This window comes from Shinella agrisoli, from assembly GCF_046557955.1.
In the GTDB taxonomy this organism is placed as follows: domain Bacteria; phylum Pseudomonadota; class Alphaproteobacteria; order Rhizobiales; family Rhizobiaceae; genus Shinella.
Genome location: NZ_JBJIEP010000015.1, coordinates 50,536 through 75,858, shown reverse-complemented (window position 1 = coordinate 75,858; position 25,323 = coordinate 50,536). Strand labels below are relative to the sequence as shown.

Sequence of the window (25,323 nt, the reverse complement as noted above, 5' to 3'; positions counted from 1 at the left end):
GTGCCGGCCGTTTTCCAGGCGCGTCAGGCATCCAGCATTTCCCGCACCGCCTCGGCAAGCTGCTTCAGCGAGAACGGCTTGGGAAGGAAGCCGAACTTGGCGTCGGCGGGCAGGTTGCGGGCAAACGCGTCCTCGGCATAGCCGGAGACGAAGATGAACTTCAGGTCCGGATAGGATTTGCGCAGTTCGCGCAAAAGCGACGGACCGTCCATTTCGGGCATGACGACGTCGGAGACGACGATGTCGACGGCGCCGTTCAGCTCTTCCATGATGTCCAGCGCCTCGACGCCCGAGCCGGCCTCGTGCACCGTGTAGCCGCGGGTTTCCAGCATGCGCTTGCCCCCGCGGCGCACCGCCTCCTCGTCCTCGACGAGCAGCACGACGGCCGAGCCGCCGGTGAGGTCGCGCGGCTCCTTCTCCGGAGCCTGCGCGGCAGCGGGGTGCTGTTCGCCGCCCTGCATCGCCCCGGCTTCCGTCGAGGGCTCCGCCACGGCTTCTTCCGTGTGGCGCGGCATGAGGATGCGGAAGGTCGTGCCCTTGCCGACCTCCGAATCGAGGTAGATATAGCCGCCGGACTGCTTGACGATGCCGTAGACCATGGAGAGGCCGAGGCCGGTTCCCTTGCCCACCTCCTTGGTGGTGAAGAACGGCTCGAAGATCTTGTCTATGATTTCCGGCGGGATGCCGGTGCCCTGGTCGGCGACCTCGACCTCGACATAGTCGCCCGGCGGCAGGTCGCGCAGGTTCCGCGCCGCAATCTCCGCGGCCTGGACATTGCGGGTGCGGAAGGTGATCGTGCCGCCCTCCGGCATGGCGTCGCGCGCGTTGACGGCGAGGTTGATCAGCACCTGCTCGAACTGGCCGAGGTCCGTCTTGACCGGCCAGAGGTCACGGCCGTAATCGACGTCGATCTTGACGTTGGTGCCCGTCATGCGGTCGACGAGCATGCGCAGGTCGCCGATGACGTCGGTGAGGTTCAGGACGGTCGGGCGCATCGTCTGCTTGCGCGAGAAGGCGAGCAGCTGGCGCACCAGCACCGCGGCGCGGTTGGCGTTGCGCTTGATCTCCATGAGGTCGGCGAAGCTCGCATCCGAAGGACGCGCGGAAAGCAGCAGGTGGTCGGAGGACAGGAGGATCGCGGTCAGGACGTTGTTGAAGTCGTGCGCGATGCCGCCGGCGAGCGTGCCGACCGCGTTCATCTTCTGCGTCTGCGCCATCTGCGTCTCGAGCGCCTTCTGCTCGGTGATCTCGACGGCATAGACGATGGCCGCCTCCTCCGGCGCCTCGTCGCTCTGGTCGATGACGGCGTTCACGTAGAAGCGGAAATGCCGGCCGTCGTCCGCAGGGTGCAGGGAATCGATCGGCGCGATGTCGCCCTGCCGGTCCTTTGCGGCATCGAGCGCGGATTGCAGGCGCAGGCGGTCCGTCTCGTGCACGATGGTTTCGAGCTTGGCGCCGCGGTCGATGTCGTCGCGCGAGACGACGCCGGAGAAGAGCTTGAGGAAGGGCGCGTTGGTGCGCAGGATCCGGCCGGCGCCGTCGACGGAGGCGATCGCCATCGGCGTATTGTTGAAGAAGCGCGTGAAGCGCATGGAAGCGATCGAGGCGGACTGGTCGCCCTCGCCTCCCTCCTCGCGCGCCAGCACGATGGTGCGGCTTTCGCCCGGCGCGCCGTCGCGCATCGAGGAGACCCGGTGCACGATGCGCACCGGCAGGCTCCGGCCGTCGGTCTTGCGAAGGTCGAGGTCCAGCGTCTCGGTGCGCTTCAGGCCCGGCTCGGCCTGCACGGACTGGATGAGCGCAAGCCCCTCGCCGGCCACGACATCGGCGATGGTGAGCGAGCCGGGGTGGAATTTCGCAAGATCGATGCCGAGCCATTCGGCCAGGGTGGCGTTGAGATAGACGATCTCGCCCCTGCGGCCGGCGGAGAAGAAGCCGGCCGGCGCATGGTCGAGATAGTCGATGGCGTTCTGCAGTTCCTTGAAGAAGCGCTCCTGGTCGTCCCGCTCGGAGGTGATGTCGGAAATCTGCCAGATGTAGAGGGACGGCTTGCCGTTCTGGCGGCTCGGCAGGACGCGCGCCTTCAGGCGGTACCAGTGGGCGCCGGCGCCGCTCGCGGCGGACGGGTTGAGCGCCTTCTGGACACGGAACTCCTCCGCGCCTTCCTTGCCCTCGTGCAAGCCGTTCGTCAGCCGGTAGACGGCCTCGGTGGCGTCGCGGTTGCGCGACAGAAGCGTCTCCAGCGTCTGCACCTCCGCGTCGCCCCTCGCGCCGGTCAGCGCGCCGTAGGCGGCGTTGGCGTAGACGATGCGGCCCTTGCGGTCGGTGACGACGATGCCGTCCGGGTGCGAATCGAGGAAGGAGCGCGCAAGCTCGTCAGAGCCGGCCGCCTGCGGCATGATCTCGATGAAGCCGATCAGCGCCGAGACGACGAAAAAGATGCCGGCCATGGCGAGCACGCCGAGGACGCCCAGCACGAGCTCGTTGTCGAGCTGGTTCTTGAAGACGATGAAGGCGCCGGCGGAGGCGGCCAGCACGAGCGCGAGCAGCACGACGCGAAGCGCCACCGCCGGCCGCACGCCGCGGTCCACGATCGGCAGATTGTCCTCGCCCGGCCGCTTCATCGTCGTCATCAATTCCCTCGCCTGCACCAGCCGGGCGCTGCGCTTCGCCCGGACCCGATGCCAGAATCATGTTTATCCGTCCGAGGGAAGCGCAAAAAGCCGTCCGTGGAAAGCAAGGCTGCGAATTCACAGGGAATATTCCCGCCCGAACCATCGCAATTTCCGCGCACTGCCATAGTTAGGCGACGATGAGGACGGCGATCGGCGCTGGACAAGCGGCGTCGGGCGCTTGTACCAACCCGTAAAAAGCCGTCAAATGCTGCCGACTTGACGAAAAGGCCCATCTGCCGACAAGGAGTGACCGCGCCATGTTCCAGGAGATTCTCGCAGAGAACGGCACGAAATTCGTCATCGCCGCCGTGGTGGTGCTGCTGGGCCTTCTCTGCCTTGCGCTGGTGCTCTGGATCATCCGGGGCCGCCCCTCCTCGCCCTTCATCCGCGGCGGGCGCAACCGCACCCCGCGCCTTGCCGTGCTCGATGCCGCCGCGATCGACACGCGCCGCCGCCTCGTGCTGGTGCGCCGCGACGACGTGGAGCATCTCGTCATGATCGGCGGGCCGACCGACATCGTCATCGAGTCCCGCATCGTCTCCGGCGCGTCCGAAAACGCCCGGCTGGCCGAAACCGCCCAGGCAGCGGACAAGCCCCTTCGCAAGGCCGAGCGCGCGGAGCCTGCGCCGGTGCTGCAGGAAACGCCGGCGAAGATCGCCGAAACGCCCGTCGCCGCGCGCTCCGCCGCAACGGCGACGGCGGTGGCCGAGCGCCGCCCGGCCGCCGCGCCGGAGGGTGTCTCCGCCATGGGCAAGGTGCTCTATGCGGGCGACGACGACGCCGCGTCCCGCGCCGTGCCGGCCCGCACGGTCTCCCAGCCGGTGACGGCGGCGCAGCAGGCGCAGGCCGGCGTTCAGCAGCGCACGCCCGAACGGCGGGTCGAGGAGATGCTGGAGCAGAACCGCCAGCGCGTGCTGTCGCCGCAGACGGCCGCAACGACGAAGACGCAGGCAGGCGCGGGCCAGATCGCGCAACGCCCCGCGGCGACCGCGACGGCGATCGCCCGGCCGGCCGCGAGCGCCACCGACAATCCGGCGCTGGTCAGCGAATTCGAGAAGATCCTCGAAGCCGAGATGGCCAGCAATGCCGCGGCGGCAGACGCAGCGCGCACGAGCGCCCAGCCGACCGCAAACCCCACGCAGACCGCCGCCATGACCGGACAGGGGCAGCCGGCGGCAAAGAGCCGCGAGGAAACGGAAGCGGAGATGGCGCGCCTGCTCGGCGAGATCGCCGCAAACCGCAAGGCGTGAATTGCCCCTCCCGGGCAGAAAAAAGCCGTTGGAAACGCCGGTTCCCAACGGCTTTCGCTTTTCGTTCCGATGCCCCGCAGCCCGAGACCTGCCGGCACCGGACATGTCCGGTGTTCGATCCTTGCCATGAAACCAGCGGGCCTCCTCAGACCCGCGGGAAGGCCTACTCGTCGCGATACACCTTTTCCCGGCGCTCGTGGCGCTCCTGCGCCTCGATCGACAGCGTCGCGATCGGGCGGGCGTCGAGACGCTTGAGGCCGATCGGTTCGCCGGTTTCCTCGCAATAGCCGTAGGTGCCTTCGTCGAGACGCTGCAGGGCGGCATCGATCTTGGCGATCAGCTTGCGCTGACGGTCGCGAGCGCGAAGCTCGATGGCACGGTCGGTTTCGGAGGAGGCCCGGTCCGCGAGGTCCGGGTGGTTGGCGCTTTCTTCCGCCAGATGATCGAGGGTTTCGCGCGCTTCGCGCAGGATGTCGTTTTTCCAGGCGTTCAGCTTCGCTCGAAAGTAAGCCCGCTGGTTTGCATTCATGAACTCCTCGTCCTCGTCGAGGACGAAATTGCTAAGATCGATCTTCTCACTCAACGCGATTCTCCTGAAGAACATCTCAAGGCGCGCTGTATATCCCCACGGGTAACGCGATTCAAGCCTGACGGGACTTACCCACGGTTTTCGCGCATGCCTTAATTTTAGACCGTGCCAGACTAATATTTCATCAAGATTACAACGGGATGGCGAAAACACCCGGCGCGAGCGCCCCAATATCCCCGCCGTAATCCTCCGGAACGATGCCGTAAAACGCCCCGCCCCCGGCGCGCCTGCCCCGAATATAGGCACAGGACTCTCGTCTCCACGGCGGATGATGGCGCGTTTTTCTTTCGCGAAACTGTCGCCCGCGGGATTCAGACTTATTTTAGCAACTCGTGCTTTTCTTTCCGCAGGGTCAGGAGCACGCATTCATGTTCAAGCAGATGCAGGCCATTCTCACGATCGAATCCGGCAATCCGGAGCTCGTGCAGGCTCAGCTTGCCGCCTTCACCAAGCAAGTGCCCCTGCTCTACTTCATGCTGGTGACGAATACGGTCGCCCTGACCGTCACCCACTTCAACGCCGCGCCCGCCTCCCTGACGCTCCACATCCCCTCGGCGCTCTATGCCATCAGCCTGTTCCGCCTCATCCACTGGTGGTTCAGCCGCAACCGGCTCTATACGCATGCGGAGGCGGTCAGCCGCCTGCGCTCGACCTACCGCCTCACCGCCCTTCTCGGCGCCGGCTTCTGCGCCTGGTCGCTCAGCCTCTTCCCCTACGGCGATGCCTACCAGCAGTCCCACGTCGCATTCTACATCGCCAACACGGTGATCGGCTGCATCTTCTGCCTCATGCACCTGCGCGCCGCAGCGCTCGCCCTGACGGCGATCGTGCTCGGTCCGTTCACGGTCTTCTTCGCGATCTCCGGCAACCCCGTCTTCACCGCGCTGGCGCTGAACGTGGCGCTCGTCACCGTCGCCATGGTGTTCATCCTCCTCACCTACTACCGCGACTTCCGCGCCCTCATCCAGTCGCAGAAGGAACTGACGGCGCGCCAGGCGGAAACGCAGCGCCTCAGCGACGAGAACCACCGCCTCGCCAACCTCGACAGCCTGACGAACCTGCCGAACCGCCGCCAGTTCCGCGCCGAACTGGAAAAGCGGATCACGGAGGCGGAAGCGAGCGGCGCCGGCCTCGCGCTCGGCCTCATCGACCTCGACGGCTTCAAGCCGGTCAACGACACGTTCGGCCACGGCATCGGCGACAAGCTGCTCGTCGAGGTCGGCGAGCGGCTGTCCGCCTTCGCCGGCCGGGGCCTTTTCCCGGCCCGCCTGGGCGGCGACGAGTTCGGCATCATCTTCCATGGAAAGCCGTGCGCCGACCGGCTCCGCGCGCTCGGGGACGGCATCTGCGCCGTGTTGCAGGAACCCTACGTCTTCAACGGCCAGACGGCCCGCGTTTCCGGCTCCCTCGGCATCTCGATCCTTGGCGATGCCGGCACGACCGCCGACCGGCTGTTCGACCGCGCCGATTTCGCCCTCTATCTCGCCAAGCAGAATTTCCGCGGCACGACGGTCGTCTTCTCCGCCGAGCACGAGGCGGAGATCAACGAGCAGGGCCGCCTTCAGCAGGCGCTGCGCGCGGCCGATTTCGAGAGCGAAATGCACCTCGTCTTCCAGCCGACGGTCGATGCGGACACCAACGGCATTTCCGCCTACGAGGCCCTCGCCCGGTGGCAGAGCCCCACGCTCGGCCCCGTTCCGCCGGGCGTCTTCATCCGCGCCGCCGAACGCGCGGGCATCATCGGCCGCCTCACCGAGGTCCTGATGCGCAAGGCGCTCGACGCCGCCCGGACCTGGCCCGAGCATGTCCGCCTCTCCATCAACCTTTCGACCCGCGACGTCATCTCCAACAGGACCGTCGACGCGCTGCTGGAGATCATCGCGGAAAGCGGCGTCAGCCCGGCCCGTCTCGATATCGAGGTGACGGAGACGGCGGTGATGCGCAACTTCGCGCTTGCCGCGGAGAACCTCAGCCGTTTCGCCGAACGCGGCGTCGGCATTGCGCTCGACGATTTCGGCACGGGCCATTCGAGCCTCAGCTACGTGCACAAGCTGCCGCTGACCAAGATCAAGATCGACCGCAGCTTCATCGTCGACATCGCGACGAACGAGCTCAGCCGCAGCATCGTCAAGACGATCGTCGACCTCTGCCGCAACATCGGCTGCGTCTGCGTGGTCGAGGGCATGGAGACCCATGAGCAGGTCGCCGCGCTCAGGAGCCTCGGCTGCCGCATGATGCAGGGCTACTACTTCGCGCGGCCCCAGAGGCTGGAGGACACCCTCGCCTACCGGGCCGCCTCCGACACGATCGTGAACGCCCCGGTTCGCAAAACCGGTTGATCTTTCCGGCGAGGAAAGACATGAAGTCGGAAAGCGGCGCGGATCCTCGGCCGCGGGCGTATGGAGGACAGACTTGGCATCTCTCGGCACGCCGGCCTTCCGGCTCTATATCCTTCGCCACGCCCGCGCCGCCTGGGCCCGTCCCGGCCAGTCGGATTTCGACCGCACGCTCGACGACGACGGCTTTGCCGAGGCCGAGGTGATCGCCGAGGAAGCCGCGGACCAGGGCTACAAGCCGGATCTCATCATCTCGTCCACCGCCGTGCGCTGCCGCCAGACCGCAGAACCGTTCCACCGCACCATCAGCGAGGAGCTGTCGATCGACTATGTCGATTCGCTCTATTCGGGAACGGTGGACACCTATGCCGAGCTCGCCTTCGCGGACCGGCAGGAGACATCCGTGATGATCGTCGGCCACAATCCGATGATCGAGGAGTTCTTTCTCCGCCTCGTCGGCAAGGAGATCGCCGAGACGGCCGCGCCCTTCGGCTATCCGACGGCGGGGCTCGCCATTCTCGATTTCGACAGGCGCCCGACGGAAATGGACTATGGCGGCGCCTGCCTCGCCGGTTTCATGACGCCGCGCCCGGCGCATTGAGCGAAACGGCGCGGCCTCTTTTCCCGCCGGATTTCGTTTCCTATATCGCCTTCGATGCTGGAAAGAGACCTTGCCGCCTAGCCTGACCACCCTTACCGACGAAGCCCTGCTCGCGCTCGACGCGCTGGCCGGCCGCGCCACCAATCTCGTCAGCCCGTCGATCCGCCTCGGGGTGACGGGCCTGTCGCGCGCCGGAAAGACGGTCTTCATCTCCTCCCTCGTGCACAACCTCCTCAACGGCGGCCGCCTGCCGCTGTTCGAGGCGGGACGCTCGGGCCGCGTCTCGAAGATAAGGCTGGAGCCGCAGCCGGACGACGCCGTGCCGCGCTTCCAGTACGAGGACCATATCCGCGCGCTCGTCGCCGACCGCGTCTGGCCGGATTCGACGCGCGCCATCTCGCAGCTGCGCATCACGCTCGACTACGAAAGCGCCTCCGGCTGGGGCCGCCTGTTCTCGCCCGGAAAGCTGTCGATCGACATCGTCGACTATCCCGGCGAATGGCTGCTCGACCTGCCGCTTCTCGCGCAGGATTTCCGCGCCTTCAGCGAAAACACCGTGGCGCTCGCGAAGTCCGGCGTCCGCGCCGAGCTTGCCCGCGACTGGCTGGCGCTCTCCCATACGGTCGACCCGCAAGCCGAGGCGCAGGAGGCGACCGCCCGAACGCTCGCCGAGGCCTTCACCGCCTATCTCAAGGCCTGCAAGTCCGACGAGCGCTCGCTCTCGACCCTGCCGCCCGGCCGCTTCCTGATGCCGGGAGACCTCGAAGGCTCGCCCGCGCTCACCTTCGCCCCGCTGCCCAACCTGCCGAAGGGCAGCCCCGCCAGGGGCTCGCTCCACGCGATGATGGAGCGCCGCTACGAGGCCTACAAGACGCATGTGGTGCGCCCGTTCTTCCGCGAGCACTTCGCCCGGCTCGACCGGCAGATCGTGCTCATCGACGCGCTGCAGGCGATCAACCGCGGCGCCGAGGCCGTGCACGACCTCGAACGCGCCCTCGGCGACGTGCTCGACTGCTTCCGCGCCGGCGCCAACAGCTTCCTCTCCTCCTTCGTCACGCGCCGCATCGACCGCATCGTCATCGCCGCCACCAAGGCCGACCACCTGCACCACGAAAGCCACCCGCGGCTCGAAGCCATCACGCGCCGGCTGGTCGAGCGCGCCATCGAGCGCATCGGCATGAGCGGCGCGGGCATCGAGGTGATGGCGCTCGCTTCCGTGCGCGCCACGCGCGAGGCGACCGTCAAGCACGACGGCGAGGACCTGCCGGTGATCGTCGGCGTGCCGATGGCAGGCGAGAGGATCGACGGCGAGGTTTTCGACGGCGAAAGGAAAACCGCCGTATTTCCCGGGGACTTGCCGGCGGATCCCGATGTCCTTTTCAAGGCGCTTGAATCGCATTCCGAAGGCGATCCGCCCCATCTGCTCAACTTCGTGCGCTTTCGCCCGCCCCATATCGAGGAGACCGGCGGCGGCCTGAAGCTGTCCGTGCCGCACATCCGGCTCGACCGCGCGCTACAATATCTGATCGGAGACCGGCTCGCATGACCGACCGACCGCGCAAGCCCGCCGCCTTTTCGCTTCCGCCCGACGCCACGGCAAGGCAGCCCGAGCGCGCCCGGCCCCGCGCGCCCGCCGCCTTCGACGAGGCCGTGCGGCTGACGCCGGATGCCGAGGACCCCTTCATCGCCACCACGGTGGACCTGCCGGAGCTGACGCCGCCGGTCGCGACGCCCCGCCCGCGCCGCATCACGCTCGGCCGCATCGCCTTCGGCGCGCTCGGCCTGCTCGTCTCGCTCGCCATCGGCCTGTGGGTCGATGCGCTGATCCGCGACCTCTTCAGCCGCAACGACTGGCTCGGCTATCTCGCGGCCGCGGCCGCCGCCGTCGCCCTCACCGCCCTCCTCGGCCTCGTGCTGCGCGAACTGGTGGGCCTGCGCCGCCTGGCCGCCGTGCAGGACGTGAAGCGCGATGTCGCCGAGGCCGCCGCATCGCCCGCGCCGTCAGTCGGCCGCGCCATCGTCGCCCGGCTCGTGCATCTCACCTCCGCCCGCCCGCAGACGGCGCGCGGCAGAGCCCGGCTGGCAGAGACCGAAGGCGAGATCATCGACGCCGCCCATCTCATCGACCTTGCCGAACGCGAGCTGATGGCGCCGCTCGACCGGGAGGCCCGCGCGCTCATCCTCGGCGCCGCCAAGCGCGTCTCCATCGTCACCGCCGTCAGCCCGCGCGCACTGGTCGATCTCGGCTATGTCGTCTACGAGAGCAGCCGGCTTGTGCGCGGCATGGCGGAACTCTACGGCGGCCGGCCGGGCAAGATCGGCATGCTGCGGCTGATGCGCGACGTCATCGCCCATCTCGCCGTCACCGGCTCCATCGCCATGGGCGACAGCCTGGTGCAGCAGGTGCTCGGCCACGGGCTCGCGTCAAAGCTCTCCGCCCGCCTCGGGGAAGGCGTCATCAACGGCCTGATGACGGCGCGGATCGGCATCGCCGCCATGGACCTGTGCCGTCCTATGCCTTTCCGCGCGCTGAAGCGGCCCGGCATCGGCGATTTCATCAGCGACCTGACGCCCGGTCCGGCGGCCGGCCGGCGCGACGAGGCGTGACCGGACTGCAACACCCCGGTTCTCAGGGGACACGAACCCGCCAAACGATAAAAGGCAGGACGCCGGGAAACCGTCCATTAACCATTTTCGCGCAAATCTGATCCCGTCAGAGCAGGCCAGATGGCCGTCGCCCATCAAGGATCGTTCATGTACTCGCGCACCTCTTTGATCGCCCGCGCTTCCGCAGCGGCCATCCTCGCAGCCACCGCCCTCGCCCATCCGGCTGCCGCCGGCCCGCGCGACAAGGCCTTTTTCGAGCAGGTCTCGGGCAACTGGCAGGGCAGCGGCGAAATCGTCGCCGGAAAGTACAAGGGCACCAAGTTCAATTGCGACCTGACGGGCGACCCCGCCGCCGCCAAGGATGCCGGCATCAAGCTCGACGGCTTCTGCCGCGTCGGCGTCTTCAAGCAGCCGATGTCGGCGCTGATCACCAAGGCGGGCGGCACCTACAAGGGCAGGTTCCTCGACGGCGCGGCCGGCAAGGGCCTCGACATCACCTCCGGCCAGGTCGCCGGCAACAAGGTCGTCGTCGGCATCAACCGCCAGAAGCTGAACGGCGCGATGATCGCCCGGCTGGAAAACAGCAACAAGATGAACATCACCATCTCGGTGAAGGTCGAGGACAAGATGGTCCCGGTCATCGGCCTGTCGCTCGACCGCAACCTCGACGACATCGCCGTCGGCTCGATCAAGTAGGTCTCAGCCCTTCCACCACTCCGCACCGGCGCTCGCGGGCTCGATGCCCGCGACATCGGCCTCCTTCAGCCAGGATTCGACCGCGCGTCCTTCAACCTCCAGTGCCGGTGCGACGTCGGCGAGCGGCATCAGCACGAAACCGCGCGCCGTCATGCGCGGATGCGGCAGTTCCAGGCGGCCGCCGGACTGCTCCACCCCCTCATAGGTCAGGACGTCGATGTCGATGGTGCGCGGTCCCCAGCGCTCCTTGCGCTCGCGCTTCATGCTCTGCTCGATGCCGAGGCAGGCGTCGAGCAGCGCTTCGGGCGCAAGCCGCGTCTCCACCAGCGCGCAGGCGTTGAAGAACCAGTCCTGGTCCGTCTTGCCCCAGGGCGGCGTGCGGTAGAGCCGGGACACCGCGACGACGCGGCAGTCCGCCCGCGCGTCGAGCGCCCGCAGGGCCTCGGCCATGGCGCGCACGGGATCGCCGATATTGCCGCCGAGGCCGAGCGCGGCCCGGCGGAATGGCTCAGACGACATGATCGACGGTCACCTGCACGTGGTCGAGCACGCCCGGCACCGGCGCGTTCGGTTTGCGGACCGTGATGCGCGCCCGGGAGATCTGCGGGAAGCGCGCACAGAGCACGGTGGCGATCTCCTGCGCCAGCGCCTCGATGAGGTAGCGGCGCTGGCCGGTGACGATCTTCTCGATCTCCTGGAAGGCGACGCCGTAGTCGACGGTCGATTCGATCGCGTCGTCCGAGAGCGGGCGCAGCGGCCGCACGTCCAGCTCCGCGTCGACGAAGAATCGCTGGCCGAGGAATTCCTCCGCGTCGTGCAGGCCGTGGCGGGCGAAGAAGGCGCAGTTCTTGAGCGTGATCGTGTAGGTGGTGGTCATGGTCTATCCTGTCTGGCTGGCTGCCGGGCCCGCGCCTCGCGCGCCTTAACCTTGCGCCCCGCGGCCAGCATAGCATCGGCGATGGTGAGGGCATCCCTGTTGATTGCGACATCGTGCACCCTGAAGACCGCCGCGCCGGCGACGCGCAGCAGCGCCGTCGTCGCAGCCGTGCCGACATCCCGGTCGGCCGCCTCGCGCCCGGTGACGGCGCCGACGAAGCGCTTGCGCGAGGTGCCGGCGAGGATGGGCAGCCCGAAGCCGTAGAGCTCGCCGAAACGCGCCATCAGTTCCAGGTTCTCGTCCGCATCCTTGGCAAAGCCGAAGCCGGGGTCGAGCACCATCGCCTCGCGCGCCACGCCCGCCTTACGGGCGATCTCCAGCGAACGGCCGAGGAAGAGATACTGGTCTTCCACCACATCCGGCATTTTTTCGCGGTCGCGGCCCGTATGCATGATGCACAGCCCCGCGCCGGTCTCGGCGGCCACATGCGCGATATCGGGCTCGCGCTGCAGGCCGCGCACGTCGTTGACGATGTGGGCGCCGGCGGCAACGGCGAGCCGCGCCGTCTCGGCGCGGTAGGTATCGACGGAGATGATGGCGTCCGTGGTCCCGGCGAGCGCCTCGATGACGGGCAGGATGCGGTCCTGCTCCTCGGCGGCCGTCACGGGGGCGGCGCCCGGCCGTGTCGATTCCCCGCCGATGTCGACGATTTCGGCGCCCTGCTCCAGGCAGAGGATCGCCTGCGCGACCGCCGCGTCGGCGCTGTCGAACCTGCCGCCGTCGGAGAAGGAATCGGGCGTGACGTTGACGATCGCCATCAGGATGCCGCGCGGGCCGAGCTCCAGATGCCGGCCATGGGCGAGCGCCCAGCGGAAGGGATCGAACGGCGAGAACATGGCGGTTTCCTCCCGCGGTTAACCAGTGCCCCGGATAGGGTGTTGCGCTCGCCGAGCCTATGCCCCAAGCTTAAGGGAAGTTCAACCGGCTGCACCGGCCGGCACACCATCGGCAAGCCGGTGGCGAAAGGAATGCTGATCCGAATGAAGACCATCGCACGCCTGATGGCCCTTGCCGCCCTTGCAACCCTTGCCCTTCCGCCGGCGCACGCCGAGACGATCACGTCGAAAAGCTTCGCCTATTTTTCCGTGGGCGGGCGCACCGCGGCAGAACTCGACGAGGAACTGTCGAAGCGCGGCCCCATGATGAAGCATAGCGGCTCGCGCCATCCGGGCGCAACGAAGATCAAGTGGGGCGGCTCCGTCACCTATGTGCGCCACGGCAAGCGCTGCGCGGTCGGCGAGGCGAAGGTCACGCTCTCCACCCAGATCATCCTGCCGCGCTGGAAGAACCGCAAGCGCGCGACGCCTTCGCTCGCCCTCATCTGGGATACGCTCGCCAGCGACATCAAGCGCCACGAGGAACGGCATGCGGAAATCGCGCGCAACCACGCCCGCGCGCTGGAACGCACGCTGAAGCGGCTGCGCCCTGAGGCGGACTGCGAGCGCATGCAGGCGCGTGTCGACCGGGTGACGGCGGATGCCGTCACGAAGCACGACGCCGACCAGGCGCGCTTCGACAGGATCGAATCCAAGAACTTCAACGACCGCATGACGCGCCTGCTGGTGCACCGGCTGAAGAACGGGAATCAGTAAGGCCGGACGGCCGCCCATGTATTTCCTGAGAAAGCCCTAATGGATTCGGACCGGGTCAAGCGCCGGACGACGCGGCATGCGTAAAATAACTGGTGAATTCTAGCGATGGCGCAATTTCGCAAATCACCGTAGTTTCGTCTCAACAGTGAACGGGAAGACGGTTTTTCCTTCCCGATGTCGCATGAAGCGGTTTGTAACAGGTTCTCCTGGCGCGTCTCTATCGAAGCAGCAGGTGTCTCCTCCCTCTCCTGCCTGCGATGCGCCCTCCTGGCCTCGCTCGTCCTGACAGACCGGCGAGGCTCTTTTTTTGTCCATCTATACTTCGCGGGGCGAAAATCCTCCCGATCTCTTCTTCGCCTCGAAGAAGAGAAAGCCCGTTCGGACGAAGCGTTCCGATGAATGGATGATGTCAGGCCTGGCGTTCCGGCACGTGGACCACGAGCCCGTCGAGCGCGTCCGACATCTTGATCTGACAGGAAAGCCGCGAGGTGGGGCGCACATCGTAGGCGAAGTCCAGCATGTCCTCTTCCATCGCTTCCGGCGGGCCGACGACGGCGCTCCAGGCGTCGTCGACATAGACATGGCAGGTCGCGCAAGCGCAGGCGCCGCCGCACTCCGCCTCGATGCCGGGCACGGAGTTGCGCACGGCGTTCTCCATGACCGTGGAGCCGTTGGCGACCTCCAGTTCGTGGCGCGTGCCGTCGAAGGCGACGATGGTGAGTTTGCTCATGATGGGTACCGGATCCTGTAGGCTGCCCTGAAAAGGCGAATGGCGGGCCGGCGGGCAATGTTCCTGGACCGCCGGTTTTCCGGCGGTTGTTTCCAACAAAACCCCTCCCCAGTCAACATCGCGCGCCCGGTCGTCTAAGGCGCCTCCGGGCGCGTCGCCGGCTTTTCCCATAGCGCCGGCTTGAGCCCGGCGGAAACGGCGGTCAGCGGCAGAGCTTCAGGATGAAGTTCTCCGCCTCGACCACGGCCGCCGTCACCGCCGCAAGGGCGATCGCATTGGCCGGGTTTTCCTCCAGCGCCGCCGCCGCCTTGCTGACGGCGCCGGCGCCGACGGACTGGGCGGAGCCCTTCAGCCGGTGCGCAACGGCGGCACGGGCGGCGCCTTCGCTGGCCGCCAGTTCCTTCATGCTCGCGCGGGCCTGCCGCGCGAACATCTGCAGCACCTCCAGTTCGAGGGTCTTGTCGCCCATGGTCTGGCGGGCAAGGTGTACCAGATCGATCGGCCGTCCGTTTGAGGGACACATGCCGCCTGCATTATCGGGCGCCTCGAATGCGATGTTAAGCGCTGCCATTTGCCAATATCCTTATATACGCTACGCACGCTGTTTCGTTATGATGCACGCAGAAGCCGGCGCGGCGGGTGCGCTTTGCGCCCTCGTTCGCCACGGACGCGGCGATGCCATCCTGCGTGGCCACAGCGCCTATCCGATTAAAAGGAGGCGCAAAATGGGCATGAATCGCAAACTATGGTTAACGACTGAAAAATTGCCTTTTTCTCAAGCTTTCCATCGCGATACAGAATCCCGCGATATTAACTTCCTGTTAAGTTTCAGGCGAAGGGAGATGGCAATCAATTGTGTGATACAGGCTAATGTGTCACTACGATACGGCCGGATAGTCCCGGTGGATAAGCCGTGCGCGGAGATACACCGCTTCGCCGTTTCGGTTTATCGAGCGAATTGGAATGAACGGCGGCCCGGACGCTGCTTGCCATGAGGGTATGCAGCAAGACCGGCCGCCAACCGGACGGTTCGAATGCGCCTGAGCAGCGGCAGCGCGCATGAAGCCCGATCCCGGACATGGTAACGAGGCGTAACCGCATGGCGACGAACAAGTCCACCGAGTCGATCGACGAAAAGGCATTCCAGGCCCTCGAAGAAGCATTGAAGATCGACTTCGACGATCTGGAGCCGGAGACGCCCGCGAAGAGGGACGCGTCGGAAGCCCGCGTATCCGACCCTGCAAGCCGCATTCCGAACAAGGCGCAGGACAAGGCGGCCAACCAGCCCGCGTCCGGCGAGACCGCGCGCGGCCTGGGCCCGGAGCCGGGGCCGAAGACCCCCACCTTCACGCCTGCGAACGACGCCTCGCGCAAGACGCCGGCGGCGATCCTGAAATCGCTGGACATGCGCTCCTCGCGCGGCCCGATCCGCATGGCGGTCCTCGCCTCCGTTTTCTGGGTCATCGGCGGCCTCGGCGTCGCCAACCTGCTCTATGCCCCGCAGATCTGGCAGATCCGCTCCGTCGCCGACCTGGTCGCCCTGCCCGGCGCCATCGGCATGATCGTGGCGATCGTCATGCCGATCATGCTCTTCTTCGCCTTCGCCATCATGATCGCGCGTGCCCACGAGCTTCGCAGCGCCGCCCGCTCCATGGCCGAGGTCGCCCTGCGCCTTTCCGAGCCGGAAACCGTCGCGACCGACCGCATCATGTCCGTCGGCCAGGCCGTGCGGCGCGAGGTTTCGGCGATGAACGAGGGCATCGAGCGCACGATCGCCCGCGCGACCGAGCTCGAAACCCTCGTGCATTCGGAAGTCAACGCGCTCGAACGCAGCTATTCCGACAATGAGATGCGCGTGCGCACGCTCGTGCAGGAGCTCGGCGCCGAGCGCGAGGCGATCATCAGCCACGCCGAACGCATCCGCTCCTCGATTTCCGGCGCGCACGAGCAGCTCAAGGACGAGCTGGCAAGCGCGGGCGAAAGCATCACCGCGCGCATCGCCACCTCGGGCGAGGCCTTCGCCTCGATGCTCGATACCCGCGCGGCGATGCTGATGGAGAAGTCGGACAGCGCGACGCAGACGATCGGCGCCATGCTTTCGGCCCGGACGGACAGCCTGCTTTCGACGCTCAGCTCGTCCGGCCTCGCGCTCGCCAACGAGTTCGACAGCCGCCTCGACCAGCTCACGAAGAGCCTCGATTCCCGGGGCCGCGACCTGCTGCACCAGTTCGAGACCCGCGCGAGCTCGCTCGACGCCAACACGGAAAAGCTGAACGCGGCGCTCAACGAGCGCGCCAAGCAGCTCAACGAGACGCTGATCGCCCGCACCCGCGAGATCAGCGAAAGCCTGACGATCGGCCAGCAGGCCGTGACCAGCGGCCTCGACCACGTGCTTCAGTCGATGAACGCCTCGCTCGACGAGAAGGGCGCGCAGTTCCGCCAGAGCCTCAAGAACGCCGCCGACGACACCGTCATGGACCTCGACCTGCGCACGGGCTTCTTCGACGAGCGCATGCAGGCGACCGTCGGCCAGATCGCCAGCGCCTTCGACCAGCGCGTGGAGGAATTCGCCCAGGCCTTCGACCAGCGGGCCGGCTCGCTCGATTCCAAGCTGATGGAAAGCCTTGCCCGCATCAACGAGACGGTCGCCAGCGGCCGCGAGGCGATCGACGGCATCCTGACCACCAGCATCGACCGCCTCGGCAACACGCTGACCGACCAGTCCTTCGCCCTGGCGACGACGCTCGGCACCAGCCAGGAAGTCTTCGAAAGCGCCGTTTCCGGCCATGCGGAGGCCATCGCCAATGCCGTCAGCGGCGCGCATGAGCGCATGGGAGCGGTTCTTTCGGAAAAGTCCACCCTCCTGCTCGGCGGCCTCGCCGACGTGCAGAACCGCATCGAAACCGGTTTCGGCGCCCGCGCCGATGCGCTGGCGGAAAGCATCTCCGGCAGCGAGCGCCGCCTGACCGAAGCGCTCGACAGCCGCGGCACGTCGATCGCGACCGACATCCAGGCCGCCCAGGAGCGCATGGAGGAAGCCCTTGGCGCCCGCGCAAGCGCGCTGGTGGAGAGCATTTCCGGCAGCGAACGCCGCCTGACGCAAGCGCTCGACAGCCGCGGCATGGCAATCGCCACCGGCATCCAGGCCGCCCAGGAGCGCATGGAAGAAGCCCTCGGCGCGCGCGCCGACGAGATCACCTCGACCATCGCGGCAAGCCACAACCGCCTCGACAGCGCGCTCACCGAGCGCACAGCGGCGCTTTCCGCCATGCTGAACGAGACCGGCAGCCAGCTCGAGCAGTCGGTCGGCTCGGCCGCAAGCCGCGTCGAGACCGCGCTGACGGGCGCCGCCCGCCAGATCGACGAGGTCATCACCGGACGCACGGCCAACCTCGCCTCGGTGCTGTCCAACAGCGCCGGCTCGATGCAGTCGGCCATCGATGCGGCCGCGAACCGCGTGGAGACCGTGCTCACGGAAGGCAGCCAGCAGCTCGGCGGCGTCCTGCACGGCCAGGCGGCCGAATTCGCCGACGCCTTCTCCGGCCGCGCCGCGGAGATCGCCGAAGCCCTTTCGGGCCGCGCCTCGCAGCTTGCCGGCTCGCTCGTCTCCACCCACGAGCAGATCCGCGCCACGCTCGACGACCGCATCAACGCGATCAACCTCGCGATCGAGGACGGCCGCAACCAGCTTACCGAAACGCTCAACGATCAGGCGACCTCCATCGGCACCTCGATCGCGACCAGCGCCGGCATGCTGGAAATGACGCTGGAGCAGCACGAGGAGGCGCTGCGCCGGACGATCGACGGCAGCGCCGCCCTGCTCGACCAGCGCGTGCGCGAAAGCGCCGGTGCCGTTGCCGAGCGCCTCGGCGAAACGACCTCCAAGATCGCGGAAGCCGCCGATGCCTTCGGCGCGCGCATGGAGCAGACGGTCGACGGCGTCGCGAACCGCTTCGACGCGACCGGCAGCCGGCTCGAGGAAAACCTCGGCAAGCTGGAATCCCGCATCGAGCACAGCGTCGAGAACGTCTCGGGCATCGTCGACACGGCAGCGGCCCGCATCTCCGACACGCTGTCGGAACGCCTCGCCGATCTCGACCGCGTCGGCACCGACGTCTCGCTTCGCGTCTCCGACGCCCTCTCCCGCCCCATCGCCGAAGTCGACCGCATCGGCGACGAGACGACGGCCCGCATCGCCGCCGCGCTTGCCGGCCGGGTCGGCGACATCGAGCGCGTCAGCTCGGACGCCGCGGACCGGATCGAAGGCGCCCTTTCCGGCCGCCTCAGCGATATAGAGCGCGTCAGCGCGAGTGCGGCGGACCGGATCGAGGGCGCGCTCTCCGGCAGCCTCAGCGACATCGAGCGGGTGACCGGCGAGGCCGCCCAGCGTATCGACGGCACGCTTGCCGAGCGTGCCGGCCAGATCGAGCGCGTCACGAGCGAGGCCGCCCAGCGCATCGACGGTACCCTTGCCGAGCGCGCCGGCCAGATCGCCCGCATCACGGGTGAGGCGGCCGAGCGCATCGAGGAAACGCTCGTCAGCCGGGCCGGCCATATCGAACGCGTCTCCGGCGAGGCGGCCGACCGCATCGCCGCGACCATCGACGAGAAGACCGGCCGCATCGAGGAACGCCTCGGCACCATGGACCGCGCGCTGACCATCGGCCTCGACAGCGTCAACCGCACCATCGACGGCAAGGCCGCGGGCCTCGCCCAGACGCTGCGCGACGCCGTCACGCAGGCGACCCAGGACATGGACGCCGAGGCGATCCGGTCGGTCCAGTCGCTCGCCAAGACGGGCGAGCAGTTCGCCAACCTCGGCCATTCGCTGCGCGGCGCGGTCTCCCGTGCGGCGCAGGAGATGGGCGCGGAAGCCCAGCGCGCCACCGAGGCCATCGCCCGCACCGGCGAGGAATTCGCGGAAACCCTTTCGGCCCGCAACGAAGCGTTCACCCGCGCCGTCGAGGAGACCACCTCCTCCGCCGTCGCCCGCTTCGCCGAGACGGAAGACCGCCTCGCGAACCAGGCACAGTCGCTGCGCTCCAGCCTCGGCGACGTCGAGAAGGCCCTGGAAGCGCGCGGCGCCTCCATCCGCTCGACGCTCGACGAGCGCACGCGCGAGCTCAATTCCATGCTGGCAAGCCGCACGGAAGAGCTGTCGCGCCTGATCAACGAGGAAGCCCGCCCGGTCATCGACGACTATGCCGCCGTCGGCCGCGAAGCCGCCGAGCGGATCAGCGGCGTCGCCCGCGAGAGCGCCGAACGGCTGCGCAACGAGAACGCCGCGCTCATCAATGCCATCTCCGCCCGCACGGCCGATACGCTCGCGGCCATTTCCGCCCGCACGGAGGAAGCGGCCGGCACGATGCGCGAGATCGAAAGCGGCCTGCAGGCGAATGTCGAAAGCCTGATCGCCCGCCTGTCGGAAAGCAACGGCGCGATCGCCAGCGTCGTGGACGCGGCAAGCCAGACGCTCGGCGCGATCGACGGCCGCCTCACGAGCACGGCGGAGCGCTTCTCCACCTCCGCCGAACGCGCCTCCGACATGGTCGCGACGACGTCGCGCCTCCTGGAAGGCAAGGTCGACCGCCTGTCCGACATCTCGGCCGGCACGCTGTCGCAGATCGGCGGCATCGTCGGCCGCTTCGAGGACCACTCGAAGATCCTGTCGCAGGCCTCCGACCTGCTCGCCGCCGCCCAGTCGAACCTCGTCTCGACGCTGGAAGAGCGGCAGGATGCGCTGCGTTCGCTCTCCATCGGCCTCGTCCAGCGGTCGGAGGAGATCGAAAAGACGATGCAGTCGCTCGAAGGCATGGTCGAAGGCGTCTTCAGCCGCGCCGAGGAGCGTTCGAGCCTGATCGCCGGGAACCTGCGCGGCGGCATCCAGAACTCGTTCGCCGAAGTCGGCCGCATCCTCGGCGAGACCGAGAAGCGCGCCGAGGCGGCCGCCAATACGCTGCGCGATTCGCTGGTCAAGGCCGGCGAGGAAGCGGGCCAGTCCGTCGAGGGCGCCTTCACGCGCGCCGAGGAACGGACGAAGGAAGTGGCGAACCGCCTGCGCGGCAGCGTCAGCGCCTCGCTTTCCGACGTCGATCGCCTGCTCAGCGAATCCGGCAAGAAGTCCGAGGCGGCGACGACCGTCATGCGCGAAACGCTGCGCCAGGCCGTCGAGGAAGCCGTCGGCAAGTTCTCCGGCGCGACCGAGGAAATCCGCCGTGCCGCCGCCGATATCCGCAAGGAGCTCGACCAGACCCGCGGCGAACTGAAGCGCAGCGCCTTCGACCTTCCGGAGGAAGCGAAGGAAAACGCCGCCCAGATGCGCCGCGCCGTCAGCGAGCAGATCAAGGCGCTTCAGGACCTCTCCGACATCATCGGCAAGTCCTCCTCGGCGCTGGAAGTCTCCCGCCCGGCGGTGCAGGCCACGGCCGCCCAGCCGGTGCAGCAGACCCGCGCGGAACCCCGCCGCGAGGAAGCGACGCCGCTGCGCGGTAGCCTCGGCCTGGAACGTGCGGCGACCGCCACGGTCCCGCAGCGCACGCAGCCCCTGCCCTCCGCCGAGGCCGAGAACAAGACGGCCGGCGAAGGCGGCTGGATGCGCGACCTGCTGCGCGGGGCCGTCTCGCGCGAAGAGGCGCAGTTCGGCCAGCCGCGTGCCGACGGCCAGGCGGCCCGTCCGGCCGACAACCGCAATCCGCGCCATGTGGTCGAATCGCTGAACTCGCTTTCGGTGGATATCGCCCGCGCCATCGACCACGATGCCTCGGTCGACCTGTGGCGGCGCTACCAGCGCGGCGAGCGCGACGTCTTCACCCGCCGCCTCTACACGCTGAAGGGCCAGCAGACCTTCGACGAGATCAAGCGCAAGTACGAGCGCGAGCCGGAATTCCGCACCGCGGTCGACCGCTACATCTCGGACTTCGAGAAGCTGCTCGCCGACGTCGCCCGCAACGACCGCGACAAGGTGATGACGCAGACCTACCTCACCTCCGATACCGGCAAGGTCTACACCATGCTGGCCCACGCCGCCGGCCGCTTCAGCTGACGGGAACCCGGCAGGAACCAAAGGACGGCCGCCCCTCGGGCGGCCGTCCAATTTGGCGACGAACATTCCCCCAGGCACGCTGCCGTCCTCGCGCTTGATCCAACCATGACGACGGAGAGGCTTGGCGAACTTTGCCGGCAACCTGGGGCGGCCGCGGCTGGGGCTCCGTCTTCTTTTGTGCCGCCGAACCTTAAAATCCGCGCCGTCATCCTCTATATGCCTTCCGGAGCGCCACGGGGCGCAAGGGAAGAGAGACGAGAATGATTTTGATACAGGGATTTGGCCGCGTGCTGGCGACGCTGGCGCTGGCGCTGATGGTGATCATGACGGTGGTGGACGTGGCGGAAGCCCGCCGCGCCGGCGGCGGTTTCGGCAGCCGCGGCAGCCGCACCTTCTCGACGCCGTCGACGACGCGCACGGCCCCCACCGATGCCCAGCCGATCGACCGCACGATGACGCGCCAGCAATCGGCCCAGCCCTCCGCGAGCCGCAACACGAACGCGAACAATCCGCGTCCCGGCCTCTTCAACGGGTTCGGCGGCAGGCTCCTCGGCGGCCTGATGCTCGGCGGCCTCGTCGGCATGCTGCTCGGCTACGGCCTCGGCGGCGGCATCGGCTTCCTCGGCCTCATCCTGCAGGTGCTGCTGATCGCCGGCCTCTTCATGTTCCTGCGCCGGATGTTCGCGCAGAGGAACGCACCCGCCTATGCTGGCGGCGCCTCCGCCCGCAACGTCCATGACGGCGGCGGCGCGCACTTCGAGATTCCGCGCATCGGCGGCGGGAGCCGCCAGGCCACCGCACAGCCGAAGCCGGGCGACGAGATCGGCATCAAGCAGGCCGACCTCGACCGGTTCGAGGCCCTGCTGAAGGAGTTGCAGGCGGCCTATGCCGCGGAAGACTTCCGCACGCTGCGCCAGATCACCACGCCGGAGGCGATGTCCTACCTCGCCGAGGAGATCGGCGACAATGCCACGCAGGGCCTGAGGAACGAGGTGCGCGACATCCATCTCGTCCAGGGCGATGTCGCGGAGGCCTGGCGCGAGGGCGCGGACGAATATGCCACCGTCGCCATGCGCTACGAGAGCATCGACGTGATGCGCGAGCGCGAGGGCGGACGCGTGGTGTCCGGCAATCCGGACGAGCTGACGGAAGCCGTCGAGGTATGGACGTTCGTGCGCCGCAACGGCGGCGACTGGAAGGTCTCGGCGATCCAGGGCGTCGAAGCCGCCTGACGCGGCAAGGCCGTGCGCTGCGGCCTGCGGCGCACGAGCCTGAACTTCACGGGGGGATCGCCGGTCAGATCGACGCCAATGTCCAGCCGACGATATCGGCGGTGACCGTCGCGAAGGCCGCGTCCAGCGCCTTCACGAATGCGGTATTGCCCGAGCCGCGCACCGGCGAGGCCGCGCGGAACACCTTCTGCGCCCGCACCGTGCCGTTGCGGTCGTTGAGCAGCTTTGCCGAGATCTCCACGACGGCGGTGTCCGCGCCGGACGTCTGCACCTCGAACGAGCGGATGTCGGTGACGATCTGGTAGTCGATCGCCAATCCCTGGCCCGGCATGCCGACGCCGCCGAGGCGGCCGGTATTCTCGAACGCCTGCACGAGCCTGGCCTGCACCATCTTGGTCAGGCTGTCGCTCCACTGCGCCTCGGCGAGATACTGGATTTCGGAAGGCGACGGGCGGACGACGATCTGGCCGCTGTCGAGCGCCTTCAGGGCCGAGGGCTGGGGCACGAGGATCTGCCGGTTCTTCGCCGAGGGTCCCTCGACGGAAGGCTCGGCCGAGAGGCTGAACGTATCGTTCTTGGCCTGGCCGCCGCCGCAGGCGGCAAGCGTCGCCGCCAGAACGGCAATGAGAGCGGCGCGCGCCGCAGTCCCGTTCCGCAACAACTCCATACCCGGTACCGTCATTTCATCCTCAAACCCTGATGCATCCTGTGTAGCAGCGGCTTGGCACGCTGTCACGGTTGCGCGGGCGGACAAATTCGCGTCCGGGCACGACAGGTTCTGCGTTGTGGAGATAGGGCCACACTTTCCGGCCGTTCTCAGCGCCGGGTGCGGCCGTCATACTGCTTGACCGTCTCGCCGCCGAACAGCAGGCGCTGGGGATTGCGCTCGAAACCGGAAATGGCGCTGTCGAGGTTCTGGATCGTGCGGCGCGTGTCGAGCACCAGCGCCTCCACGTCGCGCAGGCCGGAGCCGGAGAAGCGCTGCAGCCCGTCGGCGATCGGGCCGATCCGGCCGTTCAGCGTGTCCGCTGCCTGCTTGATCGACTGCAGCGTCGCCTTGGCCTCGGCGAAGAGCGATTCGGAATCGCCCTCGCCCAGGAAGCCGTCGAGCTTGGCGAGCACGCCGTCGACCCGCGAGGAGGCGGCGTTCAGCTTGTTGGTCATCTGCTGCACGTCGGTGATGATCTGGTCGATGTCCTCCTCGCGCTGCCCGATGCGGTTGGCGACGCCCGTCACGGAGGCGATCGCCTTGCGGGCATCCGCCGTCGCGACCGAGATGTTGTCGATGGCGCCGCCGACCTTCTGCGTGTCGACGGCCGCCATCAGGCTGTCCACCTTGTCGAGCGTCGCCGACGCCTGCTTGCCGAAGGCATCGAACGTCTCGGCGGTCCTGCGGAAGCTCTGCACGGTCGCCTTCACGTCGCCCGAGGCGTCCGCGATGTCCTTGCTGACCTTGTCGACATTGCTGACGAAGTCCTCGACCTTCTTCGGATCGACCGCCTTGATGAGCGAATCCACCGCGGCGAGCGTGGAATCCAGCCGGCCGGAAAGGTTGCGGAAAGTTTCCGAAAGCCCGCCGACGCTCTGCAGGAACTCGTCGATGTTCTCGCCGTTGCGGGCGAGCGAATCGGAGAACTGCTCGGCGTTGCGGATCGTGGTGGTGAGCGGCCCGCGGGCATCGGCCACGAAGCCCTGGATGTCGGTGATGGCCGCATCGGCGCGCTTGAGGATCTTGTCCGCGGTCGAAAGGATGTTCGTCACGCTCGACTGCTCGGCCTCGAGCACGGCGGCGGTCTCGTTTTCCAAGGCCTCGCGCAGGATATTCGGATCGTCGGCATTGCCGCCGCCGAGTTCGATATAGGCCGCGCCCGTCAGGCCCTGCACCTCCAGCACGGCGGAGGTGGACTTCTTGACCGGCGCGCTCGTCGACACCTCCGTCATGGCGACGGAGAAGCGCGGGTCGTCCGCGTCGATCGCAAGGCTGCGCACGGAGCCGACCGGGATGCCGTTGAAACGCACGGGAGAGCCGACGGAAAGGCCGTTCGCCGAGCCCGGAATGCGGATCATGAGCTGCGCCATCTCGCCGCCGCGGCCGTATTGCGACATCCAGTAGACGAAGACGAAGGCGGCGGCCATGACCAGCACGGTGAAGAAACCGACGAGGGCGTAATTGGCTTTCGTTTCCATGCTTCAGGCTATCCTGTTCGCAATTCCATACATCGGGGCCCTTAGGTCCCGGATATTCCTCATGCCTTCCGCACGATCGAGCGTGCGCGCTTGCCCTGGAAATAGGACTGCACCCACGGATCGTCGAAGGCCAGCATGTCCTCGATCGTGCCTTCGACCAGAACCTTCTTCTGCCCGAGGACGGCAATGCGGTCGCAGACCGAAAACAGGCTGTCGAGGTCGTGAGTCACCATATACACGGTCAGCCCGAGGGTGTCGCGCAGTTTGGCGATCAACTCGTCGAATTCCGCCGCGCCGATCGGGTCGAGGCCGGAGGTGGGCTCGTCGAGGAAGACCAGCGCCGGATCGAGCGCAAGCGCCCGCGCCAGCGCCGCGCGCTTGATCATGCCGCCCGAAAGCTCCGAGGGGAACTTGTTCGCCGCCTCGGGCGCAAGGCCGACCAGCTCGATCTTGAGGCGCGCCAGCTCGTCCATCATCGCCTGCGGCAGGTCGAGATATTCGCGCATCGGCACCTGGATGTTCTCCTTGACCGTCAGCGAGGAGAACAGCGCGCCGTGCTGGAAGAGCACGCCGAGCTTCATGTCGAGCGCCAGGCGCTCCGCCTCGCTCGCCTTGTCGAAATCCGTGCCGAAGATGCGGATCGTGCCGGCGCGGCGCGGCAGGAGCCGCAGCACCGTGCGCATCAGGACGGACTTGCCCGTGCCGGACGCGCCGACGAAGCCGAGGATCTCGCCGCGGTAGATGTCGAGGTTGAGCTTGTCGAGGACGATGTTGCTGCCGAAGCCGACGGTCAGGTCCTTGACCGAGAGCACCACGTCGTCCTGTTCTGCCGAAACCGAATCCATGGGC

The 25,323-nt window shown here is 67.6% G+C and carries 19 protein-coding genes; 9 read left to right on the top strand and 10 right to left on the bottom strand.

Features of this window, described 5'->3' with window-relative positions; translation table 11 throughout:
- Positions 1–23: 23 nt before the first annotated feature.
- A complete protein-coding gene (gene cckA / locus ACIIOY_RS16630) occupies positions 24–2,633 on the bottom strand; it encodes a cell cycle histidine kinase CckA (RefSeq protein WP_411035792.1) in 2,610 nt (869 codons plus the stop codon).
- A 299-nt stretch (positions 2,634–2,932) separates the two neighbouring features.
- Between cckA and ACIIOY_RS16625 the strand changes: the two genes are divergently transcribed.
- On the top strand, positions 2,933–3,925 hold the full coding sequence (locus ACIIOY_RS16625) for a flagellar biosynthetic protein FliO (RefSeq protein ID WP_411035791.1): 993 nt from the start codon (positions 2,933–2,935) through the stop codon (positions 3,923–3,925).
- A gap of 163 nt (positions 3,926–4,088) precedes the next feature.
- On the opposite strand, the gene dksA is transcribed toward ACIIOY_RS16625, so the two are convergent.
- Positions 4,089–4,508, bottom strand: coding sequence for an RNA polymerase-binding protein DksA (dksA, locus tag ACIIOY_RS16620; protein WP_411035790.1), 420 nt, complete (start codon positions 4,506–4,508; stop codon positions 4,089–4,091).
- 374 nt (positions 4,509–4,882) lie between these two features.
- Here dksA and ACIIOY_RS16615 point away from each other — a divergent pair, with 374 nt between their 5' ends.
- The 5 genes from ACIIOY_RS16615 (at position 4,883) to ACIIOY_RS16595 (ending at position 10,754) form a co-directional block, all read left to right on the top strand.
- Positions 4,883–6,853, top strand: coding sequence for a putative bifunctional diguanylate cyclase/phosphodiesterase (locus ACIIOY_RS16615; RefSeq protein ID WP_411035789.1), 1,971 nt, complete (start codon positions 4,883–4,885; stop codon positions 6,851–6,853).
- A 73-nt stretch (positions 6,854–6,926) separates the two neighbouring features.
- A complete protein-coding gene (locus ACIIOY_RS16610; protein WP_411035788.1) occupies positions 6,927–7,451 on the top strand; it encodes a SixA phosphatase family protein in 525 nt (174 codons plus the stop codon).
- A gap of 70 nt (positions 7,452–7,521) precedes the next feature.
- Positions 7,522–8,997: a YcjX family GTP-binding protein gene (locus ACIIOY_RS16605; RefSeq protein WP_411035787.1), complete on the top strand. Its 1,476-nt coding sequence runs from the start codon at positions 7,522–7,524 to the stop codon at positions 8,995–8,997.
- A complete protein-coding gene (locus ACIIOY_RS16600) occupies positions 8,994–10,058 on the top strand; it encodes a YcjF family protein (protein ID WP_411035786.1) in 1,065 nt (354 codons plus the stop codon). The genes ACIIOY_RS16605 and ACIIOY_RS16600 overlap by 4 nt, the downstream gene beginning before the upstream one ends.
- A gap of 147 nt (positions 10,059–10,205) precedes the next feature.
- Positions 10,206–10,754, top strand: coding sequence for a hypothetical protein (locus ACIIOY_RS16595; RefSeq protein WP_411035785.1), 549 nt, complete (start codon positions 10,206–10,208; stop codon positions 10,752–10,754).
- A gap of 3 nt (positions 10,755–10,757) precedes the next feature.
- Here the strand turns inward: ACIIOY_RS16595 and folK are convergent, their stop codons facing one another.
- Genes folK through folP form a run of 3 tightly spaced genes read right to left on the bottom strand, consistent with a single transcriptional unit; the run spans position 10,758 to position 12,527 of the window.
- Positions 10,758–11,273, bottom strand: coding sequence for a 2-amino-4-hydroxy-6-hydroxymethyldihydropteridine diphosphokinase (gene folK, locus ACIIOY_RS16590; RefSeq protein WP_411035784.1), 516 nt, complete (start codon positions 11,271–11,273; stop codon positions 10,758–10,760).
- The gene (folB, locus tag ACIIOY_RS16585; protein WP_411035783.1) at positions 11,263–11,631 is read right to left on the bottom strand and encodes a dihydroneopterin aldolase; all 369 of its coding nucleotides are present in this window, start codon (positions 11,629–11,631) and stop codon (positions 11,263–11,265) included. The genes folK and folB overlap by 11 nt, the downstream gene beginning before the upstream one ends.
- Complete coding sequence (folP, locus tag ACIIOY_RS16580) at positions 11,628–12,527, bottom strand: dihydropteroate synthase (RefSeq protein ID WP_411035782.1); 900 nt, start codon at positions 12,525–12,527, stop codon at positions 11,628–11,630. The genes folB and folP overlap by 4 nt, the downstream gene beginning before the upstream one ends.
- A 135-nt stretch (positions 12,528–12,662) precedes the next feature.
- On the opposite strand from folP, the gene ACIIOY_RS16575 reads away from it, so the two are divergent.
- Positions 12,663–13,283, top strand: a complete 621-nt coding sequence (locus tag ACIIOY_RS16575) for a DUF922 domain-containing Zn-dependent protease (protein ID WP_411035874.1) — start codon at positions 12,663–12,665, stop codon at positions 13,281–13,283.
- Between the two features lie 409 nt (positions 13,284–13,692).
- On the opposite strand, the gene ACIIOY_RS16570 is transcribed toward ACIIOY_RS16575, so the two are convergent.
- On the bottom strand, positions 13,693–14,013 hold the full coding sequence (locus ACIIOY_RS16570; protein WP_411035781.1) for a 2Fe-2S iron-sulfur cluster-binding protein: 321 nt from the start codon (positions 14,011–14,013) through the stop codon (positions 13,693–13,695).
- A gap of 202 nt (positions 14,014–14,215) precedes the next feature.
- Positions 14,216–14,584 carry an Hpt domain-containing protein gene (locus ACIIOY_RS16565; protein WP_411035780.1) on the bottom strand — a complete coding sequence of 123 codons (369 nt, stop codon included), beginning with the start codon at positions 14,582–14,584 and terminating at the stop codon, positions 14,216–14,218.
- A 528-nt stretch (positions 14,585–15,112) separates the two neighbouring features.
- Here ACIIOY_RS16565 and ACIIOY_RS16560 point away from each other — a divergent pair.
- Both ACIIOY_RS16560 and ACIIOY_RS16555 read left to right on the top strand, forming a co-directional pair.
- Entirely contained in the window at positions 15,113–21,055 is a 5,943-nt protein-coding gene (locus tag ACIIOY_RS16560) for an apolipoprotein A-IV repeat region-like domain-containing protein (RefSeq protein WP_411035779.1), read from the top strand.
- A 260-nt stretch (positions 21,056–21,315) separates the two neighbouring features.
- Positions 21,316–22,287 carry a Tim44 domain-containing protein gene (locus tag ACIIOY_RS16555; RefSeq protein WP_411035778.1) on the top strand — a complete coding sequence of 324 codons (972 nt, stop codon included), beginning with the start codon at positions 21,316–21,318 and terminating at the stop codon, positions 22,285–22,287.
- Positions 22,288–22,351: 64 nt separating this feature from the next.
- Here ACIIOY_RS16555 and ACIIOY_RS16550 read toward each other — a convergent pair whose 3' ends face one another.
- The 3 genes from ACIIOY_RS16550 to ACIIOY_RS16540 all read right to left on the bottom strand — a co-directional run bounded on the left by ACIIOY_RS16550 (position 22,352) and on the right by ACIIOY_RS16540 (position 25,319).
- Positions 22,352–22,954, bottom strand: coding sequence for an ABC-type transport auxiliary lipoprotein family protein (locus ACIIOY_RS16550; RefSeq protein ID WP_411035873.1), 603 nt, complete (start codon positions 22,952–22,954; stop codon positions 22,352–22,354).
- 149 nt (positions 22,955–23,103) lie between these two features.
- Entirely contained in the window at positions 23,104–24,474 is a 1,371-nt protein-coding gene (locus ACIIOY_RS16545) for an MlaD family protein (RefSeq protein ID WP_411035777.1), read from the bottom strand.
- A 59-nt stretch (positions 24,475–24,533) separates the two neighbouring features.
- Entirely contained in the window at positions 24,534–25,319 is a 786-nt protein-coding gene (locus ACIIOY_RS16540) for an ABC transporter ATP-binding protein (protein WP_411035776.1), read from the bottom strand.
- Positions 25,320–25,323: the final 4 nt, after the last annotated feature.